We start from the raw sequence: 25,063 nt of genomic DNA, 5'->3' as shown, positions 1-25,063 counted from the left end.
CCGGGGCAGGCGGTGCCCGGCAGGCTGGTTGTAACGTGGATCACAGCGTGAATGACGGCCTACCCGAGCGAGTGAAGCTGCACCAGCTGCAGCACGGCGGGACACCCGAGGTGCCCCGGCGCTTGCTAGCGTCCTGGCAGCGCAGCGAGGACTACGGCGTTCCGCCCGACGGCGTCGAACCCGTCTTCACCGGCACGGACAACGTGGAGTCGCTGTTCGTCGAGTGCGGCAACGAAGTGCTGCTCGACCTGCACCGCACGCTGGCCGACGAGCCGGTGAGTCTGATGCTGACCGATTCCGACGGCGTGGTCCTGAGCCGGATGAGCGGTGACCACGCCCTGCTGAGGGCCCTCGACGACGTGCATCTCGCGCCGGGTTTCGCGTACTCGGAGCGTGCCGTTGGCACCAACGGTCTCGGGTTGGCGCTGGCCGACCGGACCCCGACGCTGGTCCGTGCCGACCAGCACTATGCGGCGAGCCTGTGCACGTTCACCTGCGCCGCGGTCCCGGTTCTCGACGCCTCGACGGGACGCCTGGAGGGGTGCGTCAACCTGACGACCTGGTCGCAATCGTCGAGCGAGCTGCTGCTCGCGCTGGCGCGCTCGGCGGCGAGCAACACCGCCGCCCTCATGCTGGCGCGGACGAATGGACGCCGCCCGCGCAGAACGCCGCGCGGCCAGGTGTTCCGCGTCGAGGTCCCGCGCCTGGAACCGGGATCGGGCAGTGTGCACGACCTCTCCGCCGCCTGGAACGACGCCGTCGGGGTGGCCGAGCGGGCGATGGCCGAGGGCAGTGTGGTGGCGGCCATCGGTGAACCCGGAGCAGGCCGGTCCACGCTCCTCGCGCAGGCGGCCCGGCACACCTATCCGCGCGACCGCATCCTGTCGGCAGGCGTCCCCGACGCATCGGACGTCCAGACCTGGCTCGGGCTGTGGGCCCCGGAATTGGGCAAGGAGCACACCGCCGTCGTCGTGCGCGACGTCGACATGCTGCCGTCGTGGGTGGCCGACCGACTGCGTGATCTGGTCCTGCATTCGCGCCGCGAGTCGGCGGTGCCGTTCGCCGTGACCGCGGAACGCTTCGAGGACGTCCCCCCGGCCCTGGCGGGTCTCGTCGACGCCGTGGTCGAGGTGCCGCCGTTGCGCGAGCGGCCCGACGACGTACTCCCACTCGCCGCCCACATCGCCAAGCGGGCCCGGGGGCGCGACGTCGTCGTGAGCCCCGCCGCGTCGCGTGCCCTGCAGAACTACGGCTGGCCCGGCAACGTCGACCAACTCGCCAGGGTCGTCGCGCACGCCGCCAACCGGACCGACGTCATCGACGTGGGCAGCCTGCCGCCGGAGGTGCTGGCCGGGCCATCCCGACATCTGTCGCGCATCGAGACTTTTGAGCGGGGCGAGATCGTCCGCGTGCTGACCGCGCGCAGCGGACCCACGATGGCCGAGGCGGCGCGCCAACTCGGCATGAGTCGAGCGACTCTGTACCGCAAGCTGAGTCAGTACGGGATCAAGGTGCGGACGTAGCGCCCGCGTTAGCCTCGGTAGGACTGCCCGTGCGGCTCGACGCAGTGTTCTTCGGGATCGTCGACGCAGGCGTGGTCGACCTGCAGCGTGGTGTGGTCGATGTGGTGGCGGTCGTGCAGGATCTGCTCGAGCCCGTTTCGGACGGCGTGGCAGTCGACGCCCTCACTCACGAGCACGTGCGCCGACAGTGCGGCCTCACCCGACGTGATCTCCCAAATGTGCAGGTCGTGCACCTCGACGACGGCGCCGACGGCCGCCAGTTCCGCACCGACCGCCTCGGGGTCGACTCCGCGCGGAGCGGCTTCGAGGAAGATGCGGCCGGACGCCCGGACCAGGCCCCACCCCGCCTTGACCATGAGCGCCGCCACGATCAGGGCGGCGATCGCGTCGGCGCGGGCGAAGCCGGTGAACCACACGACGGCCCCTGCGACCGCGGTGGCGATGAAGGCGTAGAGGTCGTTGAGAATGTGCTGGAACGCGCCCTCGACGTTGAGGCTCGACCGGTTGGCCTTGCTGATGCTCCAGGACGCCGCGACGTTGACCGCAATGCCGACGAGCGCGGTGACGAAGACCAGCGCACCCTCGACCTCGCCGGGGACGAACAGGCGCCGGACGCCCTCGAAGACGAAGAACGCCGCCAGGAGCAGCAGCGTGATGCCGTTGGCCTGGGCGGAGAGGATCTCCGCGCGCTTGAGGCCGTAGGTGTAGTCGCCGCGGGCGGGCCGGGCGGCGAGCCGGATCGCCGCCAGCGCGAGCACGATCGACGCGGCGTCGGTCAGCATGTGCCCGGCGTCGGTGATGAGGGCCAGCGAACCCGCCAGCACGCCCACGACCACCTCGGCGGCCATGAAGCCGACGATGAGGACCAGGGCGATGGTCAGCCAGGTGCGGTCCGCGTCGGCGGTCACCCCGTGGGAGTGCCCGTCGTGGCCGTGCGTGTCGTCTCCCACGAGGTGGGTCCCCCCTTCGGTGCGCACGGACGTAACGCCACCGAGCCTACCTCGACACATGCATGGATCGGCATGCTTTCGTCGGAGGGGAGGGTCCTAGTCGGAGCGGGAGCGGTAGGCGTCGAGCACCTCGGAGCGCAGCCTGCCGCGAGGTCCGACGTCGAACCCGTTGTCGATGGCCCACTTTCGCGCTTCCGTCGACTCCGAGGAGTCGTGCTTGGGGACCGATGCGCGGGATCGGCGATGCGTCGACCGCCGGCTCGCCTCGATCCAACCGCTCATGACGTCGCGGAGCTTGGCCGCGTTCTTCTCGGACAGGTCGATCTCATACCGGGACCCGTCGATGGTGAAGGTCACCGTCTCCGATGCCGCACTGCCATCGATGTCGTCGACCCATTCGACCACGGTCTTTCTCGCCACAGCTCGCGAACCCCCATCGTCATGCTGTCGAAGCGTCCCCCATAGTAGGCCTTTGACGGGGTCGTCAATGACCTGCGGCTCGCCGGGAGCGCGTGTTGGGTGACCCTCTCGTCGCCGCCGCGAGCGAACGCGACGCCGCCGGCGCGGGCGACGGGCCGGTCGGCGCGGCGAACCCAAGCCCGGTGGTCGCCGGCCCCGGGGCCGCTGGTAGGGATGACCGATGGGAAGAAACGAGCGCTCGAAGATCGTCATGACCGACGAGGAGATCGTCGAGTTCATCGATCACAGCCGCACCGCCACGTTGGCGACGCTGTCGGCCGACGGCAAGCCGCACCTCGTCGCCATGTGGTACGCGATCATCGACGGCGAGATTTGGTTCGAGACCAAGGCGAAGTCGCAGAAGGCCGTCAACCTCCGCCGCAACCCCACCCTCACGGTGCTGATCGAGGACGGCGACACCTACGGCACCCTGCGCGGCGTGTCGATCGACGGCCACGCCGAGATCGTCGACAGCGACCCGGACCTGCTCCTGCGCGTGGGAATCAGCGTGTGGGAGCGCTACACCGGGCCGTACACCGAGGACCTGAGACCCTACGTCGATCAGATGATGAACAACCGGATCGCGGTGCGCGTGGCGGCCGACCGGCTGCGCAGCTGGGATCACCGCAAGCTCGGCCTCGGCGAGATGCCGGTCGCGGGGTCGACCGCGCAGTACCTGAACTGATCGGCCTCAGTCGAGCTGGCCGAGCAGGCGCTCGAGGAGGTCGGCTGCCACGCCGGTGATCGCACGCTCGGACTCGACGGACACGACGTCCTCCTCCGCGACCCCGGCAGCGCGAGCCGTCTCGGCGATCGTGAGGTTCGCCCGTCGACGGGCGGCGTAGAGCCGTTGCCCCAGGGTGGCGTCCGGTGAGGTCGCCGCCAGCAGCGTGACGTCGTCGATCCGTCCGCGGACCGCGCTGAGCGCCCGGATCAAGGCCGGGGTGACCCTGCCGACCTTGGTCGCGCGGGTGGCTACCCCCTCGAGTTGCCGAAGGTCCGCCAGGATTGCCGAAAGCCTAGGGATGAACTCGGGATGGTCGCGGGCGGGCACGGCGGCGATGGCCGATCCCAGCGCATTGACCGCGGCCACCACCGCCTCCGAGATCAGCGATCCCTCGTCCGAGTGCGCCGCGTCCGCAGCGAATTCGGCCCGGACGTCGGTGCGGGCGGCGGGGGCACCGGACCGAATCTGATCGATGGTCCCCGGCGGCCAGCGCAGGACGTCCTCGAGCTTGGCCCGGGTCTTGTCGCGCGGCCAGCTGCGCCCCTTCTCGAAGGAGATGAGGGCGCCGGCGTTGATGATGCCCTCGGCGGCGAGACTGCGCTGGCTGATGTCGAGCTCCCGGCGCCGCGCCGCCGCAGCCGCACCGGCCCGCACCATGCCTGGGTCCGTCGCGACGGTGCCGGGATCCGCATGCCGATGACGTGACGTCGACGGTGGCGCTGTCATTGTCCGGTGAGTCCTCGATGATCAGGTGCGCTGGACGGTGGGCGATCACCGTCCTGCGTCGTCGCGCAGGGCCGGCCAGACCGCCCGCAGCAACCGTAGCAGCTCTACCGACCCTGCCGATGCAGAGCTTTTCGAACCGTGTCGATGCCACGCGAACATGGCGGCGCCCGCAGACGTCACCACGGTTCGACGAGGCGAGATGAGCGGCGCGACAACGGGTTTGCCCAGTTATGGTGACGGGCCCCGTTGCCGCGGACGTCTCGAGCAACCGCACGTGTGCAACCCCGTTCAACCATTGCATCGCTACGGTTGCGTCGATAGGTTCCCCTCCGCGCGGCTGCGCTGCCGCCTCACCGGAGACAAGGAGCAGGGTCTTGAAGGCATCGAATGGCGAACGAGCGTCCACCCCCGTCGGCCTCGACGGGCTGCCCCTCGGCGAGTGCACGAAGGACCCCGAGCGATGGACCACCACGGCCGACGACGACGCCAAGGCCATCTGCCGCTCGTGCCCGCGGCGCTGGGTGTGTGCCCGCGAGGCCGTCGAACTGCCGCGGGCCGAGGGCCTCTGGGCGGGAATCGTGGTGCCGGAGTCGGGGCGGGGCCGCGGTCATGCGCTGCGCCAGTTGCGCGAACTGGCCGAGCGCCACGGCCAGCCGATCCGTCGACGGCGCGTCTTCGTCGAACAGTTCCTGGAAACGGCCTGACTCCGTCCGCGGGCCACCCCCGCCGACCTCGAATGACGGCGGTTCGGAATACCCGGGTGCCGATCCGTGGTTAAGCTATTGCCGACGGTGCCGGACATGCCCCGGGTACCAACTAAATTCGTCGCCTAGAGCGACCACCTGCCGTGAGGCGCCATGGCGGTGCCGTCGCCCGAGCCGCCGATGCATCAGCATCGGCGGCTTCGTGGTCTGTGGATGACTTCGCGCCAGCCTGTGGATGACGGGCGATGATTGTCGGTGAGCGCCCCTAGCTTTGGCGCCATGACGTACTGGATCAACACCGTGAGCCGCGGCCACGTGCTGCGCGGCGTGGCGGGCGGCTTCACGCAGGCCAATCATGGCAGACCGCACATGCTCCGCCGGATGGAGCGCGACGACTGGATCGTCTTCTACTCGCCCAAGACCGACTACCCCGACGGCGATCGCCTGCAGGCCTTCACCGCACTGGGACGGGTGTGCGACGACGAGGTGTACCAGGAGGACTTCGACCCGCAATTTCAGCCGTATCGCCGCCGGATGGAGTTCATTCCGTGCGCCGAGACACCCATTCGACCGCTGCTCGATCAGCTGACCTTCATCGAGGACACGTCGCGGTGGGGGTTCCGGTTCCGATCGGGCGTCTTCTCGATCGACCAGCACGACTTCGACGTCATTCGGGCCGCGATGACGCAGTGACGCCGGAGCTACTCTGGCTCAGGTGAACAATACCTAGCCGGCGCCCGACCACTGCCGACCCCACCCCACGATCCGAGGAGCCCCATGACCACCGATCGCACCGGCGCAGAGGCCACCGTCAGCTCCGAGCCCGGCCGCTTCGTCATCACCGTCGACGGGCAGACCGTCGGCCTCGCGGACTACCACGACCGCGACGGCCGACGCACCTTCCCCCACACCGAGGTGAGCCAGGAGTTCCAGGGCCGCGGGCTCGCCACGATCCTGGTCGGCGAGGCGCTGGCGGCCACGAAGGACGCGGGCCTGCGCGTGGTGCCGGCGTGCTCGATGGTCGCGGACTACATCGACAAGCACCCCGAGTACGCCGACATCACCGACGCGTACTGAGCGTCAGTGACGCTCGCGGCCGGCCGGGAAGTGCTCGGCCAGCGCCGCGGCGATCTCGACGAACTTGCGCCGGGTCGGTGCCGACATCTCGGCGGTGCCATCGATGACGCCGCCGGGCCGTAGATGCGGATCGAAGGGCACCTCGACGACGACCTGACCCTGCCCGGCGAACTGCTGCGCCAGGATCGTGCGGGTGCGCTTGTCGGCGTGCCCATCCGAGTCGTTGAGCACGACGACGGTGCGGCGCAACAGGTTGGTCAGGCCGCGGTTGGCCAGCCAGTCCATCGTCTGGCCCGCGGCGGCCGCGCCGTCGACCCACGGCGACGACACGATCACCAGAGCGTCGAGGTCGCGGAGGACTTCCTGCGTGACCGGGGTGTCCATCGTCGAACTGCAGTCGACGATGGTGATGGAGAAGTAACGGTCGAGGCGGGACAGCGCCTCGCGATAGATCGCGGGATCGAGGACCCGCCGCCGGGCCGGGCTGGCCTCGCCCGCGAGGACGAACAGACCCGCCGAGTTGTTGCCGACGCGGTTGCGGACGTCGGCGAACGTCTCGAGGTGCTGATCGCCGGCCAACTCCCAGTACGACCCCACGGCCTTGGGGTCGACGCGGCTGCCGAGCTTGCCGAACGCGGTGTCGGCGTCGATCGCGACGACGCGGTCCTCCTGGCGGAGTTCGGCGAACACCGAGCCGATGCTGGCCGAGACCGTGGTCTTGCCGACACCGCCCTTGCCCATCACCCCGACCTTGTAATGGCCGCGCAACGCGACCCTGATGCGGGCCTCGAGCTCGGCCTGCCGTAGCTCGTCGGGCGACTGGCCGAGGTTGATCAGACCGAAGGTCATCTTGTAGACCGTGCGGCGCCACCCGCGACCGGGAATGACGCGACGGCTGGGCACCAGTTGATCGGCTCTGATCCGCTCGGCGTAGGAGCCCGGCGGCTGCGGTGTGGCGCGCGGATCCTGGCCCTGCTGCGGCGGCCAGCCGAACTGCGGAGGTCCCGGCGGACCCTGGCGAGCTCCCCGGCCCTGCGGCCAACCGGACGGGGGCTGGTGGGGCTGAGGCGGCTGTTGCGGCTGGGGCGGTTGTCCCCACTGCTGGGGCGGCTCCGGCGGGCGGCCCACCGCGGGAAACGCGCCGGTGTCGCGGGGTGTGCCGGGCGGCGGGCCGAAGCGCTGCTGCGGCTCCCGCAGGGGAGGAGGCGGCGGTGGCGGCGGGTGGGGAACCTGATGCTCCTGGGTCACCTGATCGTCCTGCGGCGTCTCGGCGTCGAGCCGGGGCTCGGGCGAAATCGGGGCGTCGTCACGCTCGCTCACGGCACCAGGGCTCCTTCCACGGGATCGACGGACCGCCTGCCGGCCAGGTCTCCAGTATCGACCACGACGCCAGGGGCGTTCCGGTCCGTCGTGAACGTCGTCCACCAAAACGACTCCAGCAAACAGATTTCTGGAGTGGTGAGAGGCGGCTAGGAGCCGGGTCCGGCAGCGCCCGCGGGACGGCCGGCTGGTGCGGGCCGGGGCGTCGGTGGGTTGCGGTCATCCCGGGATTGAACGGCTCACGGCAGGCATATGTGCAGATGGAGTGGGTTATTTGGGCCGGTTCTTCGCTGCGGGAGGTAGCCATCTGACGCCAGGATTTGGTGCGCAGGCAGGTGTGAAGGCGCTGGTAATCTCTTGTGAACCGGTACGGGGACAGGCCCGTCCGCAATCACGACCCGCCGCAATCTGGCAAACCCGTGTCGGCGAGGTCGAGGGCAGATCGAAGACCGTCGCCGAGCGTCGGCGCGGGCGAACGACGACTGACGAGGGGACACGGCCATGGCGGCGACGAGACCGGGTTCGAGGTGTCCGTGACCACGTGCCCGGCTGTCGCCATCGCCGACCTGAACGACGTCGTGGCCGTCGAGCTCACCATCGACGGGCTGCTCCTCGTCGCGGACCGTCTCGACTCCGTCGAGTTCCCTCCGGTACTGGGCATCCGACACAACGTCGCCCAGCCCGAACTGCGCGCCGTGGTGTGGGAGCGGGTCGCTCGTGACCTCGCCGCGCAGGGGGTGCTCGATCCCGGGGGCACTCCCCATCCCGAGGTCGCGGCCATGGTCGACGTCTGCTGTCGCGCTGACCGGACGCTCGAGGGCCGGTGGTGGCGCAGGGATGCCGGCGGACGGATGGTGCGCTTCGCCGTGTGTCGCCGGGCCCGGCACCACGTCGTCGCCGTCCGCGACGGCGACATGATCGTCGTGCAGCGCATCGCCGGACAGGTCGGGCTGGCCGCCATGGTGACGGCCGTGCTGGGACCGGCCGAGATCGCCGACGTCGAACCCCTCACCGCGAGTGCGGAGGCGCTGACCCGGTCGTCGACACCGCAGGACGTCGCGCGGCTGGGGGTGGATCCGGCCTCGGCGAGGCGCTACGCCGAGCTGAACACGGACTCGCACAGCTGGGTGGAGATCACCGCGGCCGAGCGACACCCTGGCGGCACGCGTTCCAGGACGACGGTCGCGGCCGGTGTCCTCGACTCCCGCCACGGACGCATCGTGTCGGTTCCGCGACGGGTCAACGGCGAGCTCTACGGGAGCTTTCTTCCCGGGACCCAGCAGAACCTCCAGCGCGCCCTCGATGGACTGGTGCGCTTCCTGCCGTCGACGGTCTGGTTCGACGACGGCCCCACCGACTTCGACGCCGACCCCGCCGATTGAGAGAGGCCCTCTGGTGGACGACACTCCGCCGCCTGACGACACCCTCGACGGCGATCGAGAGGCCCGTGCCGATCTGGCGTTCACGGTCGCCAATCCCCCTGCGACCGTGACGGTCTCGGCATGTGCGGACGGCCGGATCCGGCACGTGGACCTGGCGCAGCGCGTGGCGGCGATGGGCGAGGCCGACCTCGCCGACGAGATCGTGGCGATCGCGGAGCTGGCGACCCGGCACGCCCTGGCGGCCCAGTACATGGGCGTGCTCGACGGCATGACCGAGGAGGGCCACGACGCCGCCACCACCCGCGACTTCCTGGCCAGGGACCTCGGCCTCCCGTCACCGGCTGAGGCCGTCGCCGCCCAGGCGCGAGTCTTCGCGGCCCGCTACGGAGACGGCCATGACTGACCAGCTGGCCGCACTGTTCGGCAGCGCGGTCGCGACGCTGCCGACCGCCCCCTCGCGTGCATTGCAGACGTTCGTGGACATCACCGCCATCGACGAGGCGGCCTGCGACGCCTGGGTCGGGCGCATCCGCTGCGGGGACGTCGACCGGCCGACGATCTTCCGAGCGTGGTACTCGCGCGCCAACTTCGGTCGCCTCGCCGGAGCCGCCGAGGTCTCGATGAACACCCTCGGCGCCCGCGTCGAGGTCGGCGGCGCGTTCGGCGACGTCACCTATCCGGTGAACTCGCCGCTGTCGCTGACCCTCGGGTTCGCGGTAGGGGAGGCAGCCGTGGGCAACTTCACCGATGCGATGGACGCGCTCCACGGCGTCCCACCCGGCGCCGCCGATCATCTGATCGTCTGGGCGAGGGCGGTCGTCTTCGGCGCCGCCGAACGGTGGACCGACGTCATCGCCGAGGTCCGCGGGGCCGCGGCATGGCCGGATCGGTTCCTCGCCGCGGCGGCCAACGTGGCGCACGGGGTCGCGGCGGCCAACCTCGGCCTGTTCCACGAGGCCGAACGCCGACTCACCGAGGCGAACGCCTCACCGGCCGGCGAGGCATGCGCGCGGACGATCGCCTGGTATCTCGCCATGACCCGCCGCAGCCTGGGCGATCAGGCAGCGGCGAACGTGCTGCTGGAATGGTTGCAGGCCACCCATCCGGACCCGAATGTGGCTGCGGCGCTGCGTGATCCGGACCTTCGACTGACCACCACCACCGCGGAGCGCATCGCGGCGCGACGGGACCCCTGGGATCCCACCAGCGTCGAGGCGGACCACTCGGGGCGCGACGCGCTACTCGCCAAGGCCCAGGCCGAACTCGACCGCCAGATCGGCTTGCGCCGGGTCAAGGAGCAGATCGAGAGGTACCGGGCCGCAACGCACATGGCGAAGGTGCGCGCGGCCCGCGGGATGAAGGTCGCCCAACCGTCGAACCACGTCATCTTCACCGGCCCGCCCGGCACGGGGAAGACCACGATCGCCCGCGTCGTGGCCAACATCCTCGCCGGCCTCGGCGTGATCGCCGAGCCCAAGCTCGTCGAGACGTCGCGCAGGGACTTCGTCGCGGAGTACGAAGGGCAGTCCTCGGTCAAGGCCTCGCGCACCATCGACAGGGCCATCGGTGGCGTGCTGTTCATCGACGAGGCCTACACCCTGGTGCAGGAGCGCGACGGCCGCGCCGATCCATTCGGCACCGAGGCGGTCGACACGCTGCTGGCCAGGATGGAGAACGACCGCGACCGGCTGGTCGTCATCATCGCCGGTTACGGCGCGGACATCGATCGGCTGCTGGACACCAACGACGGCCTGCGATCCCGGTTCGGCACCAGGATCGAGTTCGACTCCTACCAACCCCGGGAGATCCTCGACATCGCGAAAGTACTTGCCGAAGCCAATGATTCGTCGCTCAGCCAGCAAGCCGCGGCCAACGTCCTCGCCGCGGCGACGCTGTTGAGCCGGACCACGCTGGGCGGCAAGCCGGCGCTCGACGTGGCGGGCAATGGCCGCTACGCGCGGCAGTTGGTCGAGGCCGGGGAACAGGCCCGTGACACCCGGCTGGCTCGGCTGACCGACCTCGAGAGCCTCGGCAACCGGGAGCTCGGCGAGATCGAGGGCGACGACATGGCCAGTGCGATCCGGGCCGTGCACGCCCGGCTGAACGTGGGCGGGTGACGCGTGGCCGGGTTGCGGATGACCACCAGGATCCAGGTGAGCGGTTGGCGTTTCCTGCTGCGTCGGGTCGAGCATGCGATCGTGCGGCGCGATACCCACATGTTCGACGACCCGCTCCAGTTCTACAGTCGGGCAGTCGTTCTCGGGGTGGTCATCGCCATCCTGACGTGTCTGGGCTGCGCGCTGCTGGCGTACGTCAAACCGCTCGGCAAACGCGGTGAGGATGCGCTCGTCGTCGACCGCACGACGAATCAGCTCTACGTCGTGCTGCCGGGCACCGAACGGTTGCGACCGGTCTACAACCTCACCTCGGCGCGCTTGGTGCTCGGCCATCCCGACACCCCGAGCGCGGTGAAGTCCGACGAGCTGGAGGGCATGCCGAAGGGGCTCCCGATCGGCATCCCCGCCGCGCCGTACGCCACGCCCGTCGCCCGCGTCCCGGCGTCGACGTGGACCGTGTGCGACACCGTGACGAAGTCCGGCAGCGTGGCCCCCGTCCTCGAGACGGCGGTGCTGGTCGGTCCGCCGTTCACCGATGCGGCCGTCAGTCCGCTCACCGCGGGGCAGGGCATGCTGGTGTCCTACGGGGACGCGAACTGGCTCATCACCGACACCGGGCGACACGCGATCGACGTGGCGGACCGCGCCGTCACATCGGCCGTGGGCATCCCCGTCGCGGCGCGACCCGCACCCATGTCGCGGGCACTGTTCGACGCGCTGCCGGACGCGGGACCCTTCACCGTGGCGCCACCGTCGGGCAGTGGGTCGACGAACACCGTCGGGCTGCCGGCGAACCTCGTGGTCGGCAGCGTGTTCGACACCGTCACCGACTCCGGCGCGCAGCAATACGTGGTGCTGTCCGACGGCGTCGCGAAGGTGAACGGCCCCACGGCCGCGGCGCTGCGAGCCACCGACTCCCACGGGCTCGTCTCACCACCGTCGGTCGCGTCCAGCGTCGTCGCGAAGATCGCCGAGCGGGTGTTCGACTCACCATTGCCCGCCGAACCGCTCGAGGTTCAGACGCGGGCGGACCGCCCCACGCTGTGCTGGTCGTGGCGACGCGACGTCGGTGACCACGCGCCGGTCACCACGGTGCTCACCGGACGGCATCTGCCAATGGCGGTGCCGGGCGCCGGCGTTGGGCAGATCGACGGCGATGCGACGGTGTTCATCGCCGGTGGACAGTACGTGCGCGTGCAGTCTTCCGACCCCCGCTACGGCGAGAGCCTGTACTACGTCGACCCGCAGGGCGTGCGCTACGGACTGCCCGACCAGCACACCGCCGACTCGCTGGGCCTGGCCTCGCCGGTCACGGCGCCGTGGCAGGTGCTCGCCCTCCTCGTCGACGGTCCGGTGCTCCTCGCGGAGGCAGCACTGCTGGAGCACGACACGCTGCCGCCCGATCCGGATCCGAGGGCAGTGCCCGACGCACGCCGGCCGGGTACGACGAGGGGCGGGCCGTGACGACACGCAAGTTCACGCCGATCGTCACGCGCGGTCCCCGGCTCACACCGGGCGAGATCGCCGTCGCGCCGCCGGAGGACCTCGGAGTCGAGATCCCTCCCTCGGGCCTGCAGAAGGTGCTGCCCTACGTCATGGGTGGCGGCATGCTCGGCATGGTCGCGATCATGATCTTCACCGGCATTCGGCAGCTGTCGCCCTACATGCTGATGATGCCGCTCATGATGGTGATGGGCACGGTCGGCTTCATGGCGGGCGGCGGCCCCGGCGGCAAGAAGATCCCCGAGATCGACGCCGACCGTCGGGAGTATCTGCGCTACCTCACGGGCCTGCGGACCCGCGTGACGGCATCGGCCACCGCCCAGTTCGCGTTCTTCGGTTACCACGCACCGCATCCCGACGACCTCGCGTCAATCGTCGGAACTCGCCGTCAGTGGTCGCGTACGTCGGACGCCGACTTCTGCGCGGCCGCCCGCATCGGGGTGGGAACGGAGCCTGCCGTCGATCGGCTGCTCAAGCCCGCGGTCGGCGGCGAGCTCGCGGGTCCGCAGGCAGCACCACAACCCCACCTCGAGCCGGTGAGTCACATGTGGGTGACCAAGTTCCTTCGCACTCACGGCCTCCTTCACGATTGTCCCAAACTGGTTGCGCTTCGGTCGTTTCCGACGGTGGCGGTCGGAGGGGAGGCCGCGGGGGCGGCGGCCCTGCTGAGGGCCATGGTCTGCCACCTGGCCGTATTCCACCCGCCGGACGTGCTGGCCCTCCGAATCCTCACCGACGACCCGGAGGACCCGGCGTGGGCGTGGGTGAAGTGGCTGCCGCACCTCGCGCATCAGGCCGATAGCGATGCCGCCGGTGCGACGCGGATGGTCTATACGCGCCCCGACGGTCTGGCCGACCTCGCGGCGCGGGGACCGCACGTCGCCGACTCCGCACCCGCCGGGCCCTACGTCGTGGTGATCGACCTGACGGGTGGTCGGGCCGGGTTCCCCGTCGACGGCCGGGCCGGGGTCACGGTGGTCACGCTCGGCAACCACCGTTCGGCCTACCGCATCCGGGTCGGCGCGGATGGTTCGGCGGACGATCGGCTGCCCGGCCTGGGTTTTCGGCGCGTCGTCAGCGTCGCCGACGCGATGTCCCCCGGTCAGGCGGCGCGTCTTGCGCGCAGGCTCGCCGGCTGGTCCATCACCGGCAGCATCGTCGACAAGGGCGTCAGGGTGCACGACCGGGTGGCGACGGAATGGCACCAGCTCGTCGGCGCCGAGACCGTCGAGGAGGTGACGCCGCACCGGTGGCGGATGTTCGCCGACCAGGACGTCCACCGCCTGCGGATCCCCTTCGGCCACGAGCTGAGGACCGGCGACGTCATGTGCCTCGACATCAAGGAGGGCGCCGAGTTCGGGGCGGGACCGCACGGGATGTTGATCGGCACGACCGGATCCGGGAAGTCCGAATTCCTTCGCACGCTGATCCTTTCGCTCGCCGCCACGCATCACCCCGATCAGGTCAACCTGCTGCTCACCGACTTCAAGGGCGGTTCGACGTTCCTCGGCATGGAGAAGCTGCCCCATACCGCGGCGGTGGTCACGAACATGGAGGAGGAGGCCGAACTCGTCGGTCGCATGGGTGAGGTGCTCTCCGGGGAGTTGGATCGGCGCCAGTCGATCCTGCGACAGGCCGGGGCCGTGGTCGGCGCCGCGGGGGCGCTGTCCGGTGTCGCCGAGTACGAGAAGTTCCGCGAACGCGGGGCCGACCTGGCGCCGCTGCCCACGCTGTTCGTGGTCGTCGACGAGTTCGCCGAGCTGCTGCAGAGCCATCCGGACTTCATCGCGCTGTTCGATCGCATCTGCCGCGTCGGCCGGTCACTGCGCGTGCACCTGCTGCTCGCCACCCAGTCCCTGAACACCGGTGGCATTCGCATCGACAAGCTCGAGCCCAACCTCACCTACCGCATCGCCCTGCGGACGACCAGCTCCGCCGAGTCGAAGGCGGTCATCGGAACGCCTGAGGCGCAATACATCACGAACAAGGAGAGCGGGGTGGGGTTCCTGCGGGTCGGTATGGAGGACCCGGTCAAGTTCCACAGCGTGTACACCGGGACGAACTACGTCCCGGCGACGGCCGACCCCCGCGACGGCCACCATGCACCGACGCGCCCCACGCCGCGTCGACCCCGCGTGCAACGCTTCACGGTGGCCCCGATCGCCGAGGCGGCCACGGCGTGACCGCGTCGCCCGAGCCGCGGGTACTACGGGAGGTCGTGCTCGAGCAGCTGGGTACCGGCGAGACGCGGGCCTACCGAATGTGGTTGCCGCCGTTGACGAATCCGACCCCGGTCGACGAGCTCGTCGCTCGCGACGAGGGCCGCCCGTTGCGGTTCGCCCTCGGCATCATGGACGAACCGCGCAAGCATCGGCAGGAAGTCTGGGGCATCGACGTGTCCGCCGCGGGTGGGAACGTCGCGATCGGCGGCGCACCGCAGACCGGCAAGTCGACCTTTCTGCAGACCCTGGTGTTGTCGGCGTCGGCGACCCACACCCCGCGGCAGATCCAGTTCTACTGCGTGGACATGGGTGGCGGTGGCCTGGTCTATCTGCAGGACCTGCCGCACGTGGGCGGCATCGCCACCCGGTCGGAGCCGGACCGCGTCAACCGCGTGGTCGCCGAAATCAAAGCCGTTCTGCGACAACGAGAAGCGGCGTTCACCCGACACCGGGTCGGGTCGGTGGCGGCGTACCGGCAGATGCGCGACGATCCGGCCCACCCGGCGTCGGCGGACCCCTTCGGCGACGTCTTCCTGGTGATCGACGGCTGGCCGGCCTTCGTCGCCGAGTTCCCCGAACTCGAGCCCGTCGTCCAGGACGTGGCCGGGCAGGGACTGGCCTACGGTGTCCACGCGATCATCTCGACGCCGCGTTGGACCGAGCTCAAGTCCCGGGTCCGTGACTACCTCGGCACCAAGGTCGAGTTTCGGCTCGGCGACGTGAACGAGACGCAGGTCGACCGCATCACGCGTGACATCCCCGCCAATCGGCCGGGGCGGGCCGTCTCCTCCGAGAAGCACCACCTGATGGTCGGCGTTCCCCGGATGGACGGCGTCCCGAACGTCGACGGCATCGTCGAGGCGATCGGCGCCGCCGTCGAACAGGTGGCGGCGCGCCACGTCGAACGCGCACCTCAGGTGCGGATCCTGCCCGAACGGGTGCACCTACGCGACGTCGATCCCGACCCGCCCGGTCCGCAAGCCGACTACCGGGCGAGGTGGACCGTGCCCCTCGGGGTGCGCGAGTCGGACCTCTCGGTGGCGTCCACTCCGATGCACGCGGTACCGCACCTGCTGATCTTCGGCGCTCCGAAGTCGGGGAAGACGCGGATCGCCCATGCGGTGGCGTCCGCGATCTGCGCCCGCAACGACCCGTCCCAGGTCCGGTTCATGCTCGCGGACTACCGCTCGGGCCTGCTCGACGCGGTGCCGCAGACCCATCTGTTGGCGGCGGGTGCGGTCAACCGCAACACCGCGAGCCTGGAGGAGGCGGTCAAGGCCCTCGCCGCGAACCTGACCAAGCGACTGCCAAACCCCCAGCTGACCACGGCGCAGTTGCGGTCGCGGTCGTGGTGGAGTGGGCCCGACGTCGTGCTGCTGGTCGACGACTGGCACATGATCGTCGCCGCGAGCGGAATGCTCTCACCAATGGCGCCGCTGGCCCCACTGCTGCCTGCGGCCGCCGACATCGGGTTGCACGTCATCGTCACGTGCCAGATGAGTCAGGCGCATCGCGCGACGATGGACAGATTCGTGGGTGCCGCGTTCGGAGCGGGTTCGCCGACCCTCTTCCTGTCGGGGGAGAAGGCGGAATTCCCCACCAGTGAGTTCAAGCTGAAGCGCAGACCGCCTGGCCAGGCGCTGCTGGTGTCCCCGGACGGCAAGGAAGTCGTCCAGTCGGTCTACATGGACCCGCCCGAAGAAGAAGTGTCACGACCCCCTCCGCGCGGTCGGTAGCATTCTCGTTGGCCGTCGAAGACGGAATTCAATTCTCCCGCAATGTCTTTCACTCAATGCCAGGAGGAGTCGAGCCATGCAACCACTTCACCACGATCCGGGCGCCATCGGGGTGGGCACCGCGGTCGTCGCCAACGGCCTGCGCGGGCTGGCAGTCGGTACGGCCGCCGGCGCGGAAGTCAGCGCGCTGGCTCCGGCGGGAGCCGAGGAGGTGTCGCTGCAGGCGGCGCTCGCCTTCGCCACCGAGGGCATGCAGATGCTGGCCATCAATGCGCTTGCGCAGGAGGAACTCTCGCGAACCGGTGCGGCCTACGTCGAGGCGAGCGGGGTCTACGACGCCACCGACTCCTCCGGCGCGGCAGTCTTCGCGTAGGCGCGGACACGATGTCTGCGGTCCCGGCGATGATGGCGATGTTCTACGGTGCGTTGCCGCCCGAGGTCAACACGGGGCGGCTGATGGCCGGTGCGGGGGTCGGGCCGATGTATCAGGCCGCGGCAGGCTGGGAGGCGCTGGCCCTCTCGCTGGAGACCCAGGCCGACGAGCTCGCCGCCAATCTGGTTGCGCTGCAGGCGACATGGCAGGGTGCCGGTAGCGACCGGGCCGTACAGGCGACCACGCCGATGGTCATGTGGCTGCGCACCGCGGCACTGCAGGCGCAGAAGCGGGCCGTGCAGGCCATGGCGCAGGCGGCGGCCTACGCCGCGGCGTTGGCCGCCACGCCTCCGCTGCCGGAGATCGAGGGCAACCACGTCACCCACGCCACGCTGGAGGCCACCAACTTCCTCGGCGTCAACACCGCGCCGATCGCGGTCAACGAGACCGACTACTTCGTGCGGATGTGGAATCAGGCAGCGGACGCGATGGCGGGCTATCAGGCCGCGACGAGTGCCAACACGGTCTTCGAGCCCATCCCGCCGATGACGCCGATCGTGGTGCCGGGCGTCGGGGAGAGCACGGCCGCGGCGGCCGCCGCCCGAAACGCGGCCCTGATGCCCGGGTCGCTCCTGCGCGAGACGGCGTTCGCACACGTCAGTGCAGAGGGTGCGGGTCGATCCGCGGCGCTGGAGTCGGGTGAGTTGGTCAGCGCCGCGAACATGGCCGGGCAGCGTGCCGGGGGACGTGCGCAGGAGGACGGGCGCGACGCCGGCCGACCGGACCAGCTCGTGCAGCAGGGTGCACAGCTGGCGGGCCAGGTGGCGTCACAGCTCGGCGCCATGGTGGGACAGCTGCCCCAGCAGGTCATGCAGCCGGTGCAGCAACTCACCCAGCCGTTGCAGCAGGTGATGCAGATCTTCGGTCAGCTGGGTAGCGGCTTCGGTTCGGACGAGACGCAGCTGGGGCTCGTCGGCGCCAGCCCGGTGTCGAACCATCCACTCGCCGGGGGCAGCGGTGCGGCCGCCGGTGCCGGGCTGGTGCGCGCGGCGTCGCTCCCCGGCTTGTGTGGGACGTCGACCAGGACCCCGTTGATGGCGGGCCTGCTTGGCGAGCAGGCCACGACGACCGCGCCCTCGGCGGCGGCCGGAGTGGGCGGCGCCGGCCTTGCTCCGGTCGGGGGTAGCGGCGTCGGGCCGTCGGGAGCGACGGGTGAGCGTGCTCGCGGCGCGGGCAGCCGGCCTGGCCTGAGGGCGCCGACCCCACTGCCCGCCGAGGACGACGAGGAGGACGACTGGTAGATCGCGGACCCGGTTCGTCCGGCCGCGCCGGCCGACGTAACTCGCCACACCCGTGGCGAGGACACAGGAGAGAAAGGAATGAGCAATGCCCCAGATGAACACCGATGCGGCGGTCCTCGCGAAGGAGGCCGCCAACTTCGAACGCATCGCCGACGAGCTGAAACAGGTCATCGCGTCGGTCGACATGACCGCAGGCACGTTGCAGGCGCAGTGGACCGGCCAGGCCGGGGTGGCCGCGCAGGCGGCCCTCCAGCGATTCGATGCCGCGGCCGCGACGCAGATCCACGAGCTCAACGACATCTCGACCAACATCCACACCTCCGGTGCGCAGTACACGTCGACCGACGACGACCAAGCCGGAAACCTCGCCCACCTGATGCAGCTCTGAGAGACGAAGGACATCGACATGACGGAACAGACGTGGAACTTCGCGGGAATCGAAAGTGGCTCCAGCGAGATCATGGGCGCGGTGGGACAGACCTCCGGACTGCTCGACGAGGGCAAGGCGTCACTGGCATCGCTCGCGGCGGTCTGGGGTGGCACCGGCTCGGAGGCCTACCAGCAGGTGCAGACGAGGTGGGATCAGACGTCCACCGAACTCAACACCGCTCTGCAGAACCTCGCTCAGACCATCAGCGAGTCCGGTCAGACGATGGCGCAAACCGAGGCCGGCGTCACCGGAATGTTCGTCTAGCTGCCCGACACGAGGCGGTGGGCGGGCAGGCGCAACCCGCGCCCGCTCACCGCGTGTTTCGGCGGGCTCCGTGAAACCCTGGGAGGCAAGTCATGTCGGCCGACTACGACCGGCTGTTCCATTCGCCGCGCGTCGACGAGGAATCGGCCGACGGCGAGCTGGTCGTAGCGACCGTCGACGTACCCTTGCCGCCGAGCTCGATGCAGCGTCAGCCCCTAGTCGTGAATTCTGCTGGTGCACAGCGTGTTCGGCCACCGACGCCGCAGCCCGCCACACCCGCGGTCCCGCCGCCGCGCGCGCCGGCGTCTGTACCCGCGCCCGCCGCTCCACCCGGGGCCGCGGTGGCATCCGCGAGGGACGGCGATCGCGCCATCGACACGCTCGCCCAGGTCGGCGTGCGGTCCGCGGTGAAGATGCCCCCGCAGCGGGGTTGGCGCCACGTGCTCCATACGCTGACCCGGATCAACCTGGGGCTTTCGCCCGACGAGCTGGTCGAGATGGATCTGCACACCAGGATTCGGCGCAACGCGCGCGACTCCCATCAGATCGGGGTGTTCGGCCTCAAGGGTGGTGTGGGGAAGACGGCCATCACCGTCGCCCTCGGCTCGTCGCTGAGCAAGATCCGCGGTGACCGCATCCTCGCCGTGGACGCCGACCCCGCGAGCGGCAATCTGGCGGACCGGGCCGGGCGCCGGTCGGCGGCGACCGTCGCCGACCTGCTCGCCGACGACGAGCTCACGCGGTACAACGACATCCGCGCGTACACCAGCATGAACGAGGCCAACCTGGAGGTGCTGTCCGCCGAGGAGTACAGCGGAGCCCGACGGGAGTTCGACGACGAGGACTGGCGGAGCGCCGTCGGCATCGTCTCGCGCTACTACAACCTGATCCTGGCCGACTGTGGCGCCGGACTGTTCCAACCCGCCTCGCGCGGTGTCCTCGAGACGGTGTCGGGTCTGGTGATCGTGGCCAGTGCCTCCATCGACGGTGTCCGGCAGGCGGCGGTCACCATGGATTGGTTGCGGCACAACGGTTATCAGGATCTTCTCGGCCGATCCTGCGTCGTCATCAACCACGTCGTGCCCGGCAGGCCGAACGTCGACGTCGATGACGCCGTGGCGCAGTTCGAGCGCCACGTTCCCGGCGGGCGCGTCCTGGTGCTGCCGTGGGATCGACACGTCGCGGCCGGTACGGAGATTCAGCTCGATCTGCTGGCACCGCGGTTCCGGAGGCGCATCACCGAACTCGCGGCGGCGCTGTCGGACGACTTCGACCGCGGAGCACGCCGATGACGGCGCCCGCCGCCGCGCCGGTGACACCGGACCACCCGCCGACGACCAGGGTGACGATCCTCGTCGGTCGGTTGATGACTGACCTCGTCCTGCCGTCGGCCGTACCCATGGAGGACTACGTCGCCGAGACGGTCGCCGTGCTCGGCGAACTGCTCGCCGACGCCCCCGCCGATGCATTGGCCGGCTTCGACTTCGCCGCGCAGGGGACGTGGGCCTTCGCCCGCCCGGGTGCCCCGCCGCTCGCGACGACCACGTCGCTCGACGACGCCGGGGTCGTGGACGGCGCCTTGCTGACGGTGGTGCCGGTGAGTCGCACCGAGCGGTACCGGCCTCTGGTCGAGGACGTCATCGACGCCATCGCGGTGCTCGACGAGGCGCCGCGTTTCGATCGCCAGGCACTGCACGACGCCATCGGGACCAGCATTCCGGTCGTCTCGGCCGTCATCACCGCGCTGGCCGTATTCGGTTGGGGCCGGACCGGTCACGGCGCGGGGTGGCCGCTGGCGGTCGGGTCATTCGGCGTCGGCCTGCTCGCCGCGAGCGTGCTGGCGGACAGGCGGCATCGCAGCCCGCGCGCGGCGGAGTGCCTTCTGGTGTCGGCGATCCTCCCGCTGAGTGGCGCTGCGGCACTTGCCGTTCCGCTGCCGGCGGGCGAGGCGGGGCTCGGCGCAGCCAACGCCGCGGGGGCGGCCGTGCTGGTGCTGCTGCTCGTGCTCGTCACCCGTGGAGGTCCTCGCCGACGGTCCGAGCTCGCGTCGTTCGTGGCCGTCACGACCGTGGCGGCGACCGCGGCCGCGGTGGCCGACGGCTACGGCTGGCAGGCGTGGATTCCCGCCGGCGCGGTCGCCTTCGGCATGGCCGTCGTCACGAACGCCGCCAAACTGACGGTCGCCGTCGCGCGCATCGCGCTGCCACCCGTTCCGGCGCCGGGTGAGGTCATCGGCAACGACGAACTGCTGGAGCCGGTTCAGACCGACGGCGGCGCCGACGAGGAGACGCCGACCTGGCAAGCCATCATGGCCTCGGTGCCGGTGTCCGCGGTGCGACTGACCGAACGTGGTCACCTGGCCAGGCAACTGCTGGTGGGTTTCGTATCCGCTGGTGCGTTGGCGATGGCGGCGGGGGCGGTCGGCGTCGTGACTCGGGGACACTTCTTCGTTCACGGCTTGGTCGTGGCCGGGCTCGTGACGCTGGTGTGCGGCTTCCGGGCGCGGCTGTACGCCGAAAGATGGTGTGCGTGGGCACTTCTGGCAGCTGCCATCGCGATTCCCACGGGTGTGGTGATCCGCTGGTGCGTCTGGCTTCCGCAGGACGCCTGGGTCGTGCTCGGCGCGTACGTGGCCCTCTGCGCGGTCGCCGTCACGATAGTCGGCGCGACCCGTGGGGTGCGGCGCGTGTCGCCGGTGAGCAAGCGGCTCCTCGAACTCGTCGACGGCGCAGCGATCGCGGCGGTGATCCCCATCCTGCTGTGGATCGCCGGCGTCTACGACCTGTTACGCAACGTCCGCTTCTAGAGAGTGAGGTACCGGCATGGGAACGGGTGATCAGCCGCCGCCGTTGAAGGTCGATCCGGAACAGTTGGAGAAGCTGGGCCACCAGCTGCTGGCCGCCGCGCGCAGCATTCCAGAACCGCTGCCGCCGTTCGTGGTCACGGGCACGGACGCCATCAGCCTGGCGATCGCCGAGCGGTTGCCCGCCGTCGAGGGCACCATCGCGCAGGCGCTTCCCCAGCTCAAGGCGGACGCCACAAGGACGGCGGACAACGTCATCACGGCGGCCCACCGGTATGCGAGTACCGATGCGCAGTTGGCGCAGGAGTATGGCCGAATGCTCGGTCCCTGACCCGCACGAGCGGAACGTTAGCTCGCGAGGACTCCGGCCACCCACACCAGCGTCGCCAGCAGGGCGCCGGCCATCTCGACGCCGACCGACAGCGCCACGCCCTTGATGGCGTGCACGGTCGAGGCCCACGCCAGCCGATTGTTCTTGCGGAGCGCCAACTCCGCGACGTACACGCCCAGGACGAACCCCAGCACCAGACCGAGGACGGGGACGACGAAGAACCCAATGACGCCGAACAGTCCGCCGACCAGCAGAGTCCAGGTGCCGACGTCGGCGTTGCGCATGCGCTTCATCGGCCAGAGGTACTTGATCAGCAGGGCGGCGAGCAGGATCGCGGTGGCGACGCCGAACGCCACCCAGGCCGTCATCGTCCCCACGAGGTACGCCCATACACCGATCGCACCGAACACCAGGATGCTGCCCGGAATGAGTGGCAGCAGGATGCCGATCAGCCCGATCGCGATCACGATCGCGACGAGCACGGTGCCGACGGAGGTCACGCCCCCAGTTTGTCAGCCAGTTCTAAGAAATCTCCCGCGACGACGTCGAACTCGCCATCCTCGACCCGCGGCGGCGGATGTCCCGGCCCACGTTCCAGCGGCCGCGCGACGTACCCCGTCATCAGGCCGGCGTCGCGGGCGGCCCGCAGATCACTGGGGTGCGCGGCCACCAGCATCAGCTCGCCCGGCGCGACGTCGAGGAGATCGGCGCAGCCGAGGTACGCCTCGCGATCGGGCTTGTAATGGTGAAACAGTTCGGCGGAGATCACGCAATCCCACGGCAGCCCAGCACGTTTGGCCATGTCGGTCAGCAGTGACAGGTTGCCGTTGGACAGCGTCGTGATGGTGAACCGCCGCTTGAGCTGGGTCAGCCCGGCCACCGAATCCGGCCACGGATCCAGCCGGTGCCACGCCAGGTTGAGGTCGGCGACGTCGGCGTCGGGCACGTCCCCGATGCCCACCCCGTCGAGCAGATCGTCGAGGATCAGACGGTGCAGCGCGTCGATCTTCAGCCACGGCAAGTCCCCGGTGCGGACCCGGTCCATCGCCTTCGGATAGCCGGCCCGCCAGGCGTCGGCGAACGCCGCCCAGTCCTCCGCGATGCCGTGGCGCTCACCGAACATCTCGAGCTCGCCGATGATGCTGCTGCGCCAGTCCACGACGGTCCCAAAGACGTCGAACGCCAACGCTTTTGGTGCGGTCATAGTCTTCGGTTCCTCGCGCAAGCGCTCGTCATAGTCTTCGGTTCCTCGCGCAAGCGCTCGTCACGGCACCAACACGACCTTTCCCTTGATTCCACCGCTCGCCAAGCTCTCCAACGCCGCCCTTCCGTCGGCCAGCGAATAGCGCACGGGTGGCGGCGGCCGCAGGCCTGCGTCGACGAGTGCGCTCAGCCCGGCACCGATCTCGGCCTGCGCGCCGGGGGTGCGGTTGATGAACTCGCCGAGACCGACACCGACCACGCTGACGTTGCGGAGCAGCAGCCGGTTCACCTTGACCGACGGTATGCCGCCGCCCGAGGCGAAGCCGATCACCAGCAGCCTGCCCTCGGTGGCGAGGACGCGGATCGCGTCGTCGAAGGCCGCGCCCCCGATCGGGTCGACGACGAGGTCGACACCGCGGCCGTCGGTGGCGTCGCGCACCGCCTGGGCCCATCCGTCACTGAGCGGCAGCACGACGTCGGCGCCGAGTGATTCGACGAAGTCGTTGGCGTCCGGCCGGTGCACCATCGCAATCACCCTGGCGCCCAACGCCTTGGCGATCTGGATGGCGGCCGTGCCGACACCACCGGCCGACCCGAGCACCAGCACGGTCTCCCCGCTGCGGAGTCCGCCGCGTCGGACCAGGCCGAAATACATCGTGTAATAGTTGCCGAGCAAGGCGACCGCCGCGCCGTCGTCGATGTCGTCCGGCGTCGGCAGCACGCGGTCCGGGGCCAGGGCCACCCGCTGCGCCCAGGCGCCCAGCATGCTCAGCCCCGTGACCCGTCGACCAACACTGAAACCCGAGCCCTCCGGCGCCGATCGCACGATGCCGGCGACCTCGGTGCCGGGGATGAACGGCGGATCGAGCTTGAGTTGGTACTCGCCCTTGAGCAGCAGCAGATCGGGGAAGGCGACCCCGGCCGCACCGACGTCGACGACGACCATGCCATCGCCGGCCGGCTCGTCGACGTCGGTGTAGGCCAGACCCTCCGGCCCGGAAAGGCTTTGCGCGACAAGCGCCTTCACGGGGTCAGCCGAGCTTGAAGCTGGCTGCCTGGGCTGCGGACAGGTCGGTGATCTCGCCCCACTTGCCCGCGACGTCGTCGACGGTGGGCACCTTCTCGAACGTCACGCCGTCGTTCTGGAACAGCGCGGTGCGCTGCACCTTGCCGCCGCCGACGATGAAGATGGAGTCGGTGTCGGGCACCTCCTCGGTGCACAGGTAGGCCACGACGGGAGCCACGTATTCGGGCGTGAGCTTCTCGAACACCTCGGGCGGCAGGATGTCCTGCGTCATGCGGGTGGCCGCGATCGGCGCGACGGCGTTGGCCTTGATGTCGTACTTGGCGCCCTCCTGCGCCAGCGTGTTGATCAGGCCCACCAGGCCGAGCTTGGCGGCGCCGTAGTTGGCCTGCCCGAAGTTGCCGAACAAGCCGCTGGTCGACGTCGCGACCACGACGCGGCCGAAGCTCTGCTCGCGGAAGTGCGGCCACGCGGCGCGCAGCACGTTGTAACCGCCGTAGAGGTGCACCTTCAGCACGGCGTCCCAGTTCTCGAACGTCATCTTGTGGAACGTGCCGTCGCGCAGGATGCCGGCGTTGCTGACCACGCCGTGCACGGCCCCGAACTCGTCCAGTGCGGTCTTGATGATGTTCTCGGCGCCCTCGGGCTCGGCGACGCTGTCGTAGTTGGCGACGGCGCGCCCGCCGGCCTGCTTGATCTCGTCGACCACCTGGTCGGCCATCGCGGACCCGGCGCCCGACCCGTCACGTGCTCCGCCGAGGTCGTTGACGACGACGCTGGCACCCTCGCGGGCGAGGGTCAGGGCGTATTCACGACCCAGCCCACCACCGGCTCCGGTGACGACGATGACGCGATCCTGCACTCCGGGCATTGGCTTCCAATCTCTCG

Annotated in this window: 26 protein-coding genes; 18 read left to right on the top strand and 8 right to left on the bottom strand. The window is 70.1% G+C overall.

Annotated elements, in window-relative coordinates; all coding sequences use genetic code 11:
- Positions 1 to 47: 47 nt before the first annotated feature.
- Positions 48 to 1,523, top strand: coding sequence for an AAA-type ATPase lid domain-containing protein (locus G6N60_RS26710; RefSeq protein ID WP_246241073.1), 1,476 nt, complete (start codon positions 48 to 50; stop codon positions 1,521 to 1,523).
- Positions 1,524 to 1,531: 8 nt separating this feature from the next.
- Here G6N60_RS26710 and G6N60_RS26705 read toward each other — a convergent pair whose 3' ends face one another.
- Together G6N60_RS26705 and G6N60_RS26700 are read right to left on the bottom strand one after the other, a co-directional pair.
- A complete protein-coding gene (locus G6N60_RS26705; RefSeq protein WP_246241333.1) occupies positions 1,532 to 2,431 on the bottom strand; it encodes a cation diffusion facilitator family transporter in 900 nt (299 codons plus the stop codon).
- A 138-nt stretch (positions 2,432 to 2,569) separates the two neighbouring features.
- The gene (locus G6N60_RS26700; RefSeq protein ID WP_163743074.1) at positions 2,570 to 2,893 is read right to left on the bottom strand and encodes a histone-like nucleoid-structuring protein Lsr2; all 324 of its coding nucleotides are present in this window, start codon (positions 2,891 to 2,893) and stop codon (positions 2,570 to 2,572) included.
- 220 nt (positions 2,894 to 3,113) lie between these two features.
- Here G6N60_RS26700 and G6N60_RS26695 point away from each other — a divergent pair, with 220 nt between their 5' ends.
- A complete protein-coding gene (locus tag G6N60_RS26695; protein ID WP_163743072.1) occupies positions 3,114 to 3,617 on the top strand; it encodes a pyridoxamine 5'-phosphate oxidase family protein in 504 nt (167 codons plus the stop codon).
- Between the two features lie 6 nt (positions 3,618 to 3,623).
- On the opposite strand, the gene G6N60_RS26690 is transcribed toward G6N60_RS26695, so the two are convergent.
- Complete coding sequence (locus G6N60_RS26690) at positions 3,624 to 4,316, bottom strand: transcriptional regulator (protein WP_246241071.1); 693 nt, start codon at positions 4,314 to 4,316, stop codon at positions 3,624 to 3,626.
- 443 nt (positions 4,317 to 4,759) lie between these two features.
- Between G6N60_RS26690 and G6N60_RS26685 the strand changes: the two genes are divergently transcribed.
- The 3 genes from G6N60_RS26685 to G6N60_RS26675 all read left to right on the top strand — a co-directional run bounded on the left by G6N60_RS26685 (position 4,760) and on the right by G6N60_RS26675 (position 6,166).
- Positions 4,760 to 5,089 (top strand): WhiB family transcriptional regulator, encoded by a 330-nt coding sequence (locus tag G6N60_RS26685; RefSeq protein WP_246241068.1) that lies wholly within the window; start codon positions 4,760 to 4,762, stop codon positions 5,087 to 5,089.
- A gap of 279 nt (positions 5,090 to 5,368) precedes the next feature.
- Positions 5,369 to 5,782 (top strand): EVE domain-containing protein, encoded by a 414-nt coding sequence (locus G6N60_RS26680; protein WP_163743066.1) that lies wholly within the window; start codon positions 5,369 to 5,371, stop codon positions 5,780 to 5,782.
- 84 nt (positions 5,783 to 5,866) lie between these two features.
- Positions 5,867 to 6,166 (top strand): GNAT family N-acetyltransferase, encoded by a 300-nt coding sequence (locus tag G6N60_RS26675; RefSeq protein ID WP_163743064.1) that lies wholly within the window; start codon positions 5,867 to 5,869, stop codon positions 6,164 to 6,166.
- A gap of 3 nt (positions 6,167 to 6,169) precedes the next feature.
- Here G6N60_RS26675 and G6N60_RS26670 read toward each other — a convergent pair whose 3' ends face one another.
- Positions 6,170 to 7,486: a MinD/ParA family ATP-binding protein gene (locus G6N60_RS26670; RefSeq protein ID WP_246241066.1), complete on the bottom strand. Its 1,317-nt coding sequence runs from the start codon at positions 7,484 to 7,486 to the stop codon at positions 6,170 to 6,172.
- Positions 7,487 to 8,019: 533 nt separating this feature from the next.
- Here G6N60_RS26670 and G6N60_RS26665 point away from each other — a divergent pair.
- From G6N60_RS26665 to G6N60_RS26605, 13 genes are all read left to right on the top strand, one after another.
- Complete coding sequence (locus G6N60_RS26665) at positions 8,020 to 8,868, top strand: ESX secretion-associated protein EspG (protein ID WP_163743062.1); 849 nt, start codon at positions 8,020 to 8,022, stop codon at positions 8,866 to 8,868.
- Positions 8,869 to 8,881: 13 nt separating this feature from the next.
- A complete protein-coding gene (locus G6N60_RS26660) occupies positions 8,882 to 9,271 on the top strand; it encodes a YbaB/EbfC family DNA-binding protein (protein ID WP_163743060.1) in 390 nt (129 codons plus the stop codon).
- Complete coding sequence (gene eccA / locus G6N60_RS26655) at positions 9,264 to 10,985, top strand: type VII secretion AAA-ATPase EccA (protein ID WP_163743058.1); 1,722 nt, start codon at positions 9,264 to 9,266, stop codon at positions 10,983 to 10,985. Before G6N60_RS26660 ends, eccA begins: the two co-directional genes overlap by 8 nt.
- A 3-nt stretch (positions 10,986 to 10,988) precedes the next feature.
- Complete coding sequence (eccB, locus tag G6N60_RS26650) at positions 10,989 to 12,449, top strand: type VII secretion protein EccB (protein ID WP_163743056.1); 1,461 nt, start codon at positions 10,989 to 10,991, stop codon at positions 12,447 to 12,449.
- Complete coding sequence (eccCa, locus tag G6N60_RS26645) at positions 12,446 to 14,671, top strand: type VII secretion protein EccCa (RefSeq protein WP_163743053.1); 2,226 nt, start codon at positions 12,446 to 12,448, stop codon at positions 14,669 to 14,671. Before eccB ends, eccCa begins: the two co-directional genes overlap by 4 nt.
- A complete protein-coding gene (eccCb, locus tag G6N60_RS26640; protein WP_163743051.1) occupies positions 14,668 to 16,446 on the top strand; it encodes a type VII secretion protein EccCb in 1,779 nt (592 codons plus the stop codon). Before eccCa ends, eccCb begins: the two co-directional genes overlap by 4 nt.
- A 76-nt stretch (positions 16,447 to 16,522) precedes the next feature.
- The gene (locus G6N60_RS26635) at positions 16,523 to 16,819 is read left to right on the top strand and encodes a PE family protein (protein ID WP_163743049.1); all 297 of its coding nucleotides are present in this window, start codon (positions 16,523 to 16,525) and stop codon (positions 16,817 to 16,819) included.
- Between the two features lie 11 nt (positions 16,820 to 16,830).
- Positions 16,831 to 18,120, top strand: coding sequence for a PPE family protein (locus G6N60_RS26630; RefSeq protein ID WP_246241063.1), 1,290 nt, complete (start codon positions 16,831 to 16,833; stop codon positions 18,118 to 18,120).
- Between the two features lie 85 nt (positions 18,121 to 18,205).
- Entirely contained in the window at positions 18,206 to 18,508 is a 303-nt protein-coding gene (locus tag G6N60_RS26625; RefSeq protein ID WP_163743046.1) for a WXG100 family type VII secretion target, read from the top strand.
- 18 nt (positions 18,509 to 18,526) lie between these two features.
- Entirely contained in the window at positions 18,527 to 18,814 is a 288-nt protein-coding gene (locus G6N60_RS26620) for a WXG100 family type VII secretion target (RefSeq protein ID WP_163743044.1), read from the top strand.
- Between the two features lie 92 nt (positions 18,815 to 18,906).
- The gene (locus tag G6N60_RS26615; RefSeq protein ID WP_163743042.1) at positions 18,907 to 20,106 is read left to right on the top strand and encodes a MinD/ParA family ATP-binding protein; all 1,200 of its coding nucleotides are present in this window, start codon (positions 18,907 to 18,909) and stop codon (positions 20,104 to 20,106) included.
- Positions 20,103 to 21,620: a type VII secretion integral membrane protein EccD gene (eccD, locus tag G6N60_RS26610; protein WP_163743039.1), complete on the top strand. Its 1,518-nt coding sequence runs from the start codon at positions 20,103 to 20,105 to the stop codon at positions 21,618 to 21,620. The genes G6N60_RS26615 and eccD overlap by 4 nt, the downstream gene beginning before the upstream one ends.
- Positions 21,621 to 21,636: 16 nt before the next feature.
- Positions 21,637 to 21,948, top strand: a complete 312-nt coding sequence (locus G6N60_RS26605) for a PE domain-containing protein (protein ID WP_163743037.1) — start codon at positions 21,637 to 21,639, stop codon at positions 21,946 to 21,948.
- 17 nt (positions 21,949 to 21,965) lie between these two features.
- On the opposite strand, the gene G6N60_RS26600 is transcribed toward G6N60_RS26605, so the two are convergent.
- From G6N60_RS26600 to G6N60_RS26585, 4 genes are read right to left on the bottom strand one after another with little or no spacing between them, the layout of a single operon-like run.
- Positions 21,966 to 22,448: a DUF456 domain-containing protein gene (locus G6N60_RS26600; RefSeq protein WP_163743035.1), complete on the bottom strand. Its 483-nt coding sequence runs from the start codon at positions 22,446 to 22,448 to the stop codon at positions 21,966 to 21,968.
- Positions 22,445 to 23,152: a haloacid dehalogenase type II gene (locus G6N60_RS26595; RefSeq protein WP_163743032.1), complete on the bottom strand. Its 708-nt coding sequence runs from the start codon at positions 23,150 to 23,152 to the stop codon at positions 22,445 to 22,447. Before G6N60_RS26595 ends, G6N60_RS26600 begins: the two co-directional genes overlap by 4 nt.
- Before the next feature lie 60 nt (positions 23,153 to 23,212).
- Positions 23,213 to 24,178, bottom strand: a complete 966-nt coding sequence (locus G6N60_RS26590; RefSeq protein WP_163743030.1) for an NADPH:quinone oxidoreductase family protein — start codon at positions 24,176 to 24,178, stop codon at positions 23,213 to 23,215.
- 4 nt (positions 24,179 to 24,182) lie between these two features.
- Positions 24,183 to 25,046: an SDR family oxidoreductase gene (locus tag G6N60_RS26585; RefSeq protein ID WP_163743029.1), complete on the bottom strand. Its 864-nt coding sequence runs from the start codon at positions 25,044 to 25,046 to the stop codon at positions 24,183 to 24,185.
- Positions 25,047 to 25,063 lie beyond the last annotated feature (17 nt).

This window comes from Mycolicibacterium madagascariense (assembly GCF_010729665.1).
GTDB classification, from domain to species: Bacteria; Actinomycetota; Actinomycetes; order Mycobacteriales; family Mycobacteriaceae; genus Mycobacterium; species Mycobacterium madagascariense.
This window is presented reverse-complemented; position numbering and strand designations above follow the sequence as displayed.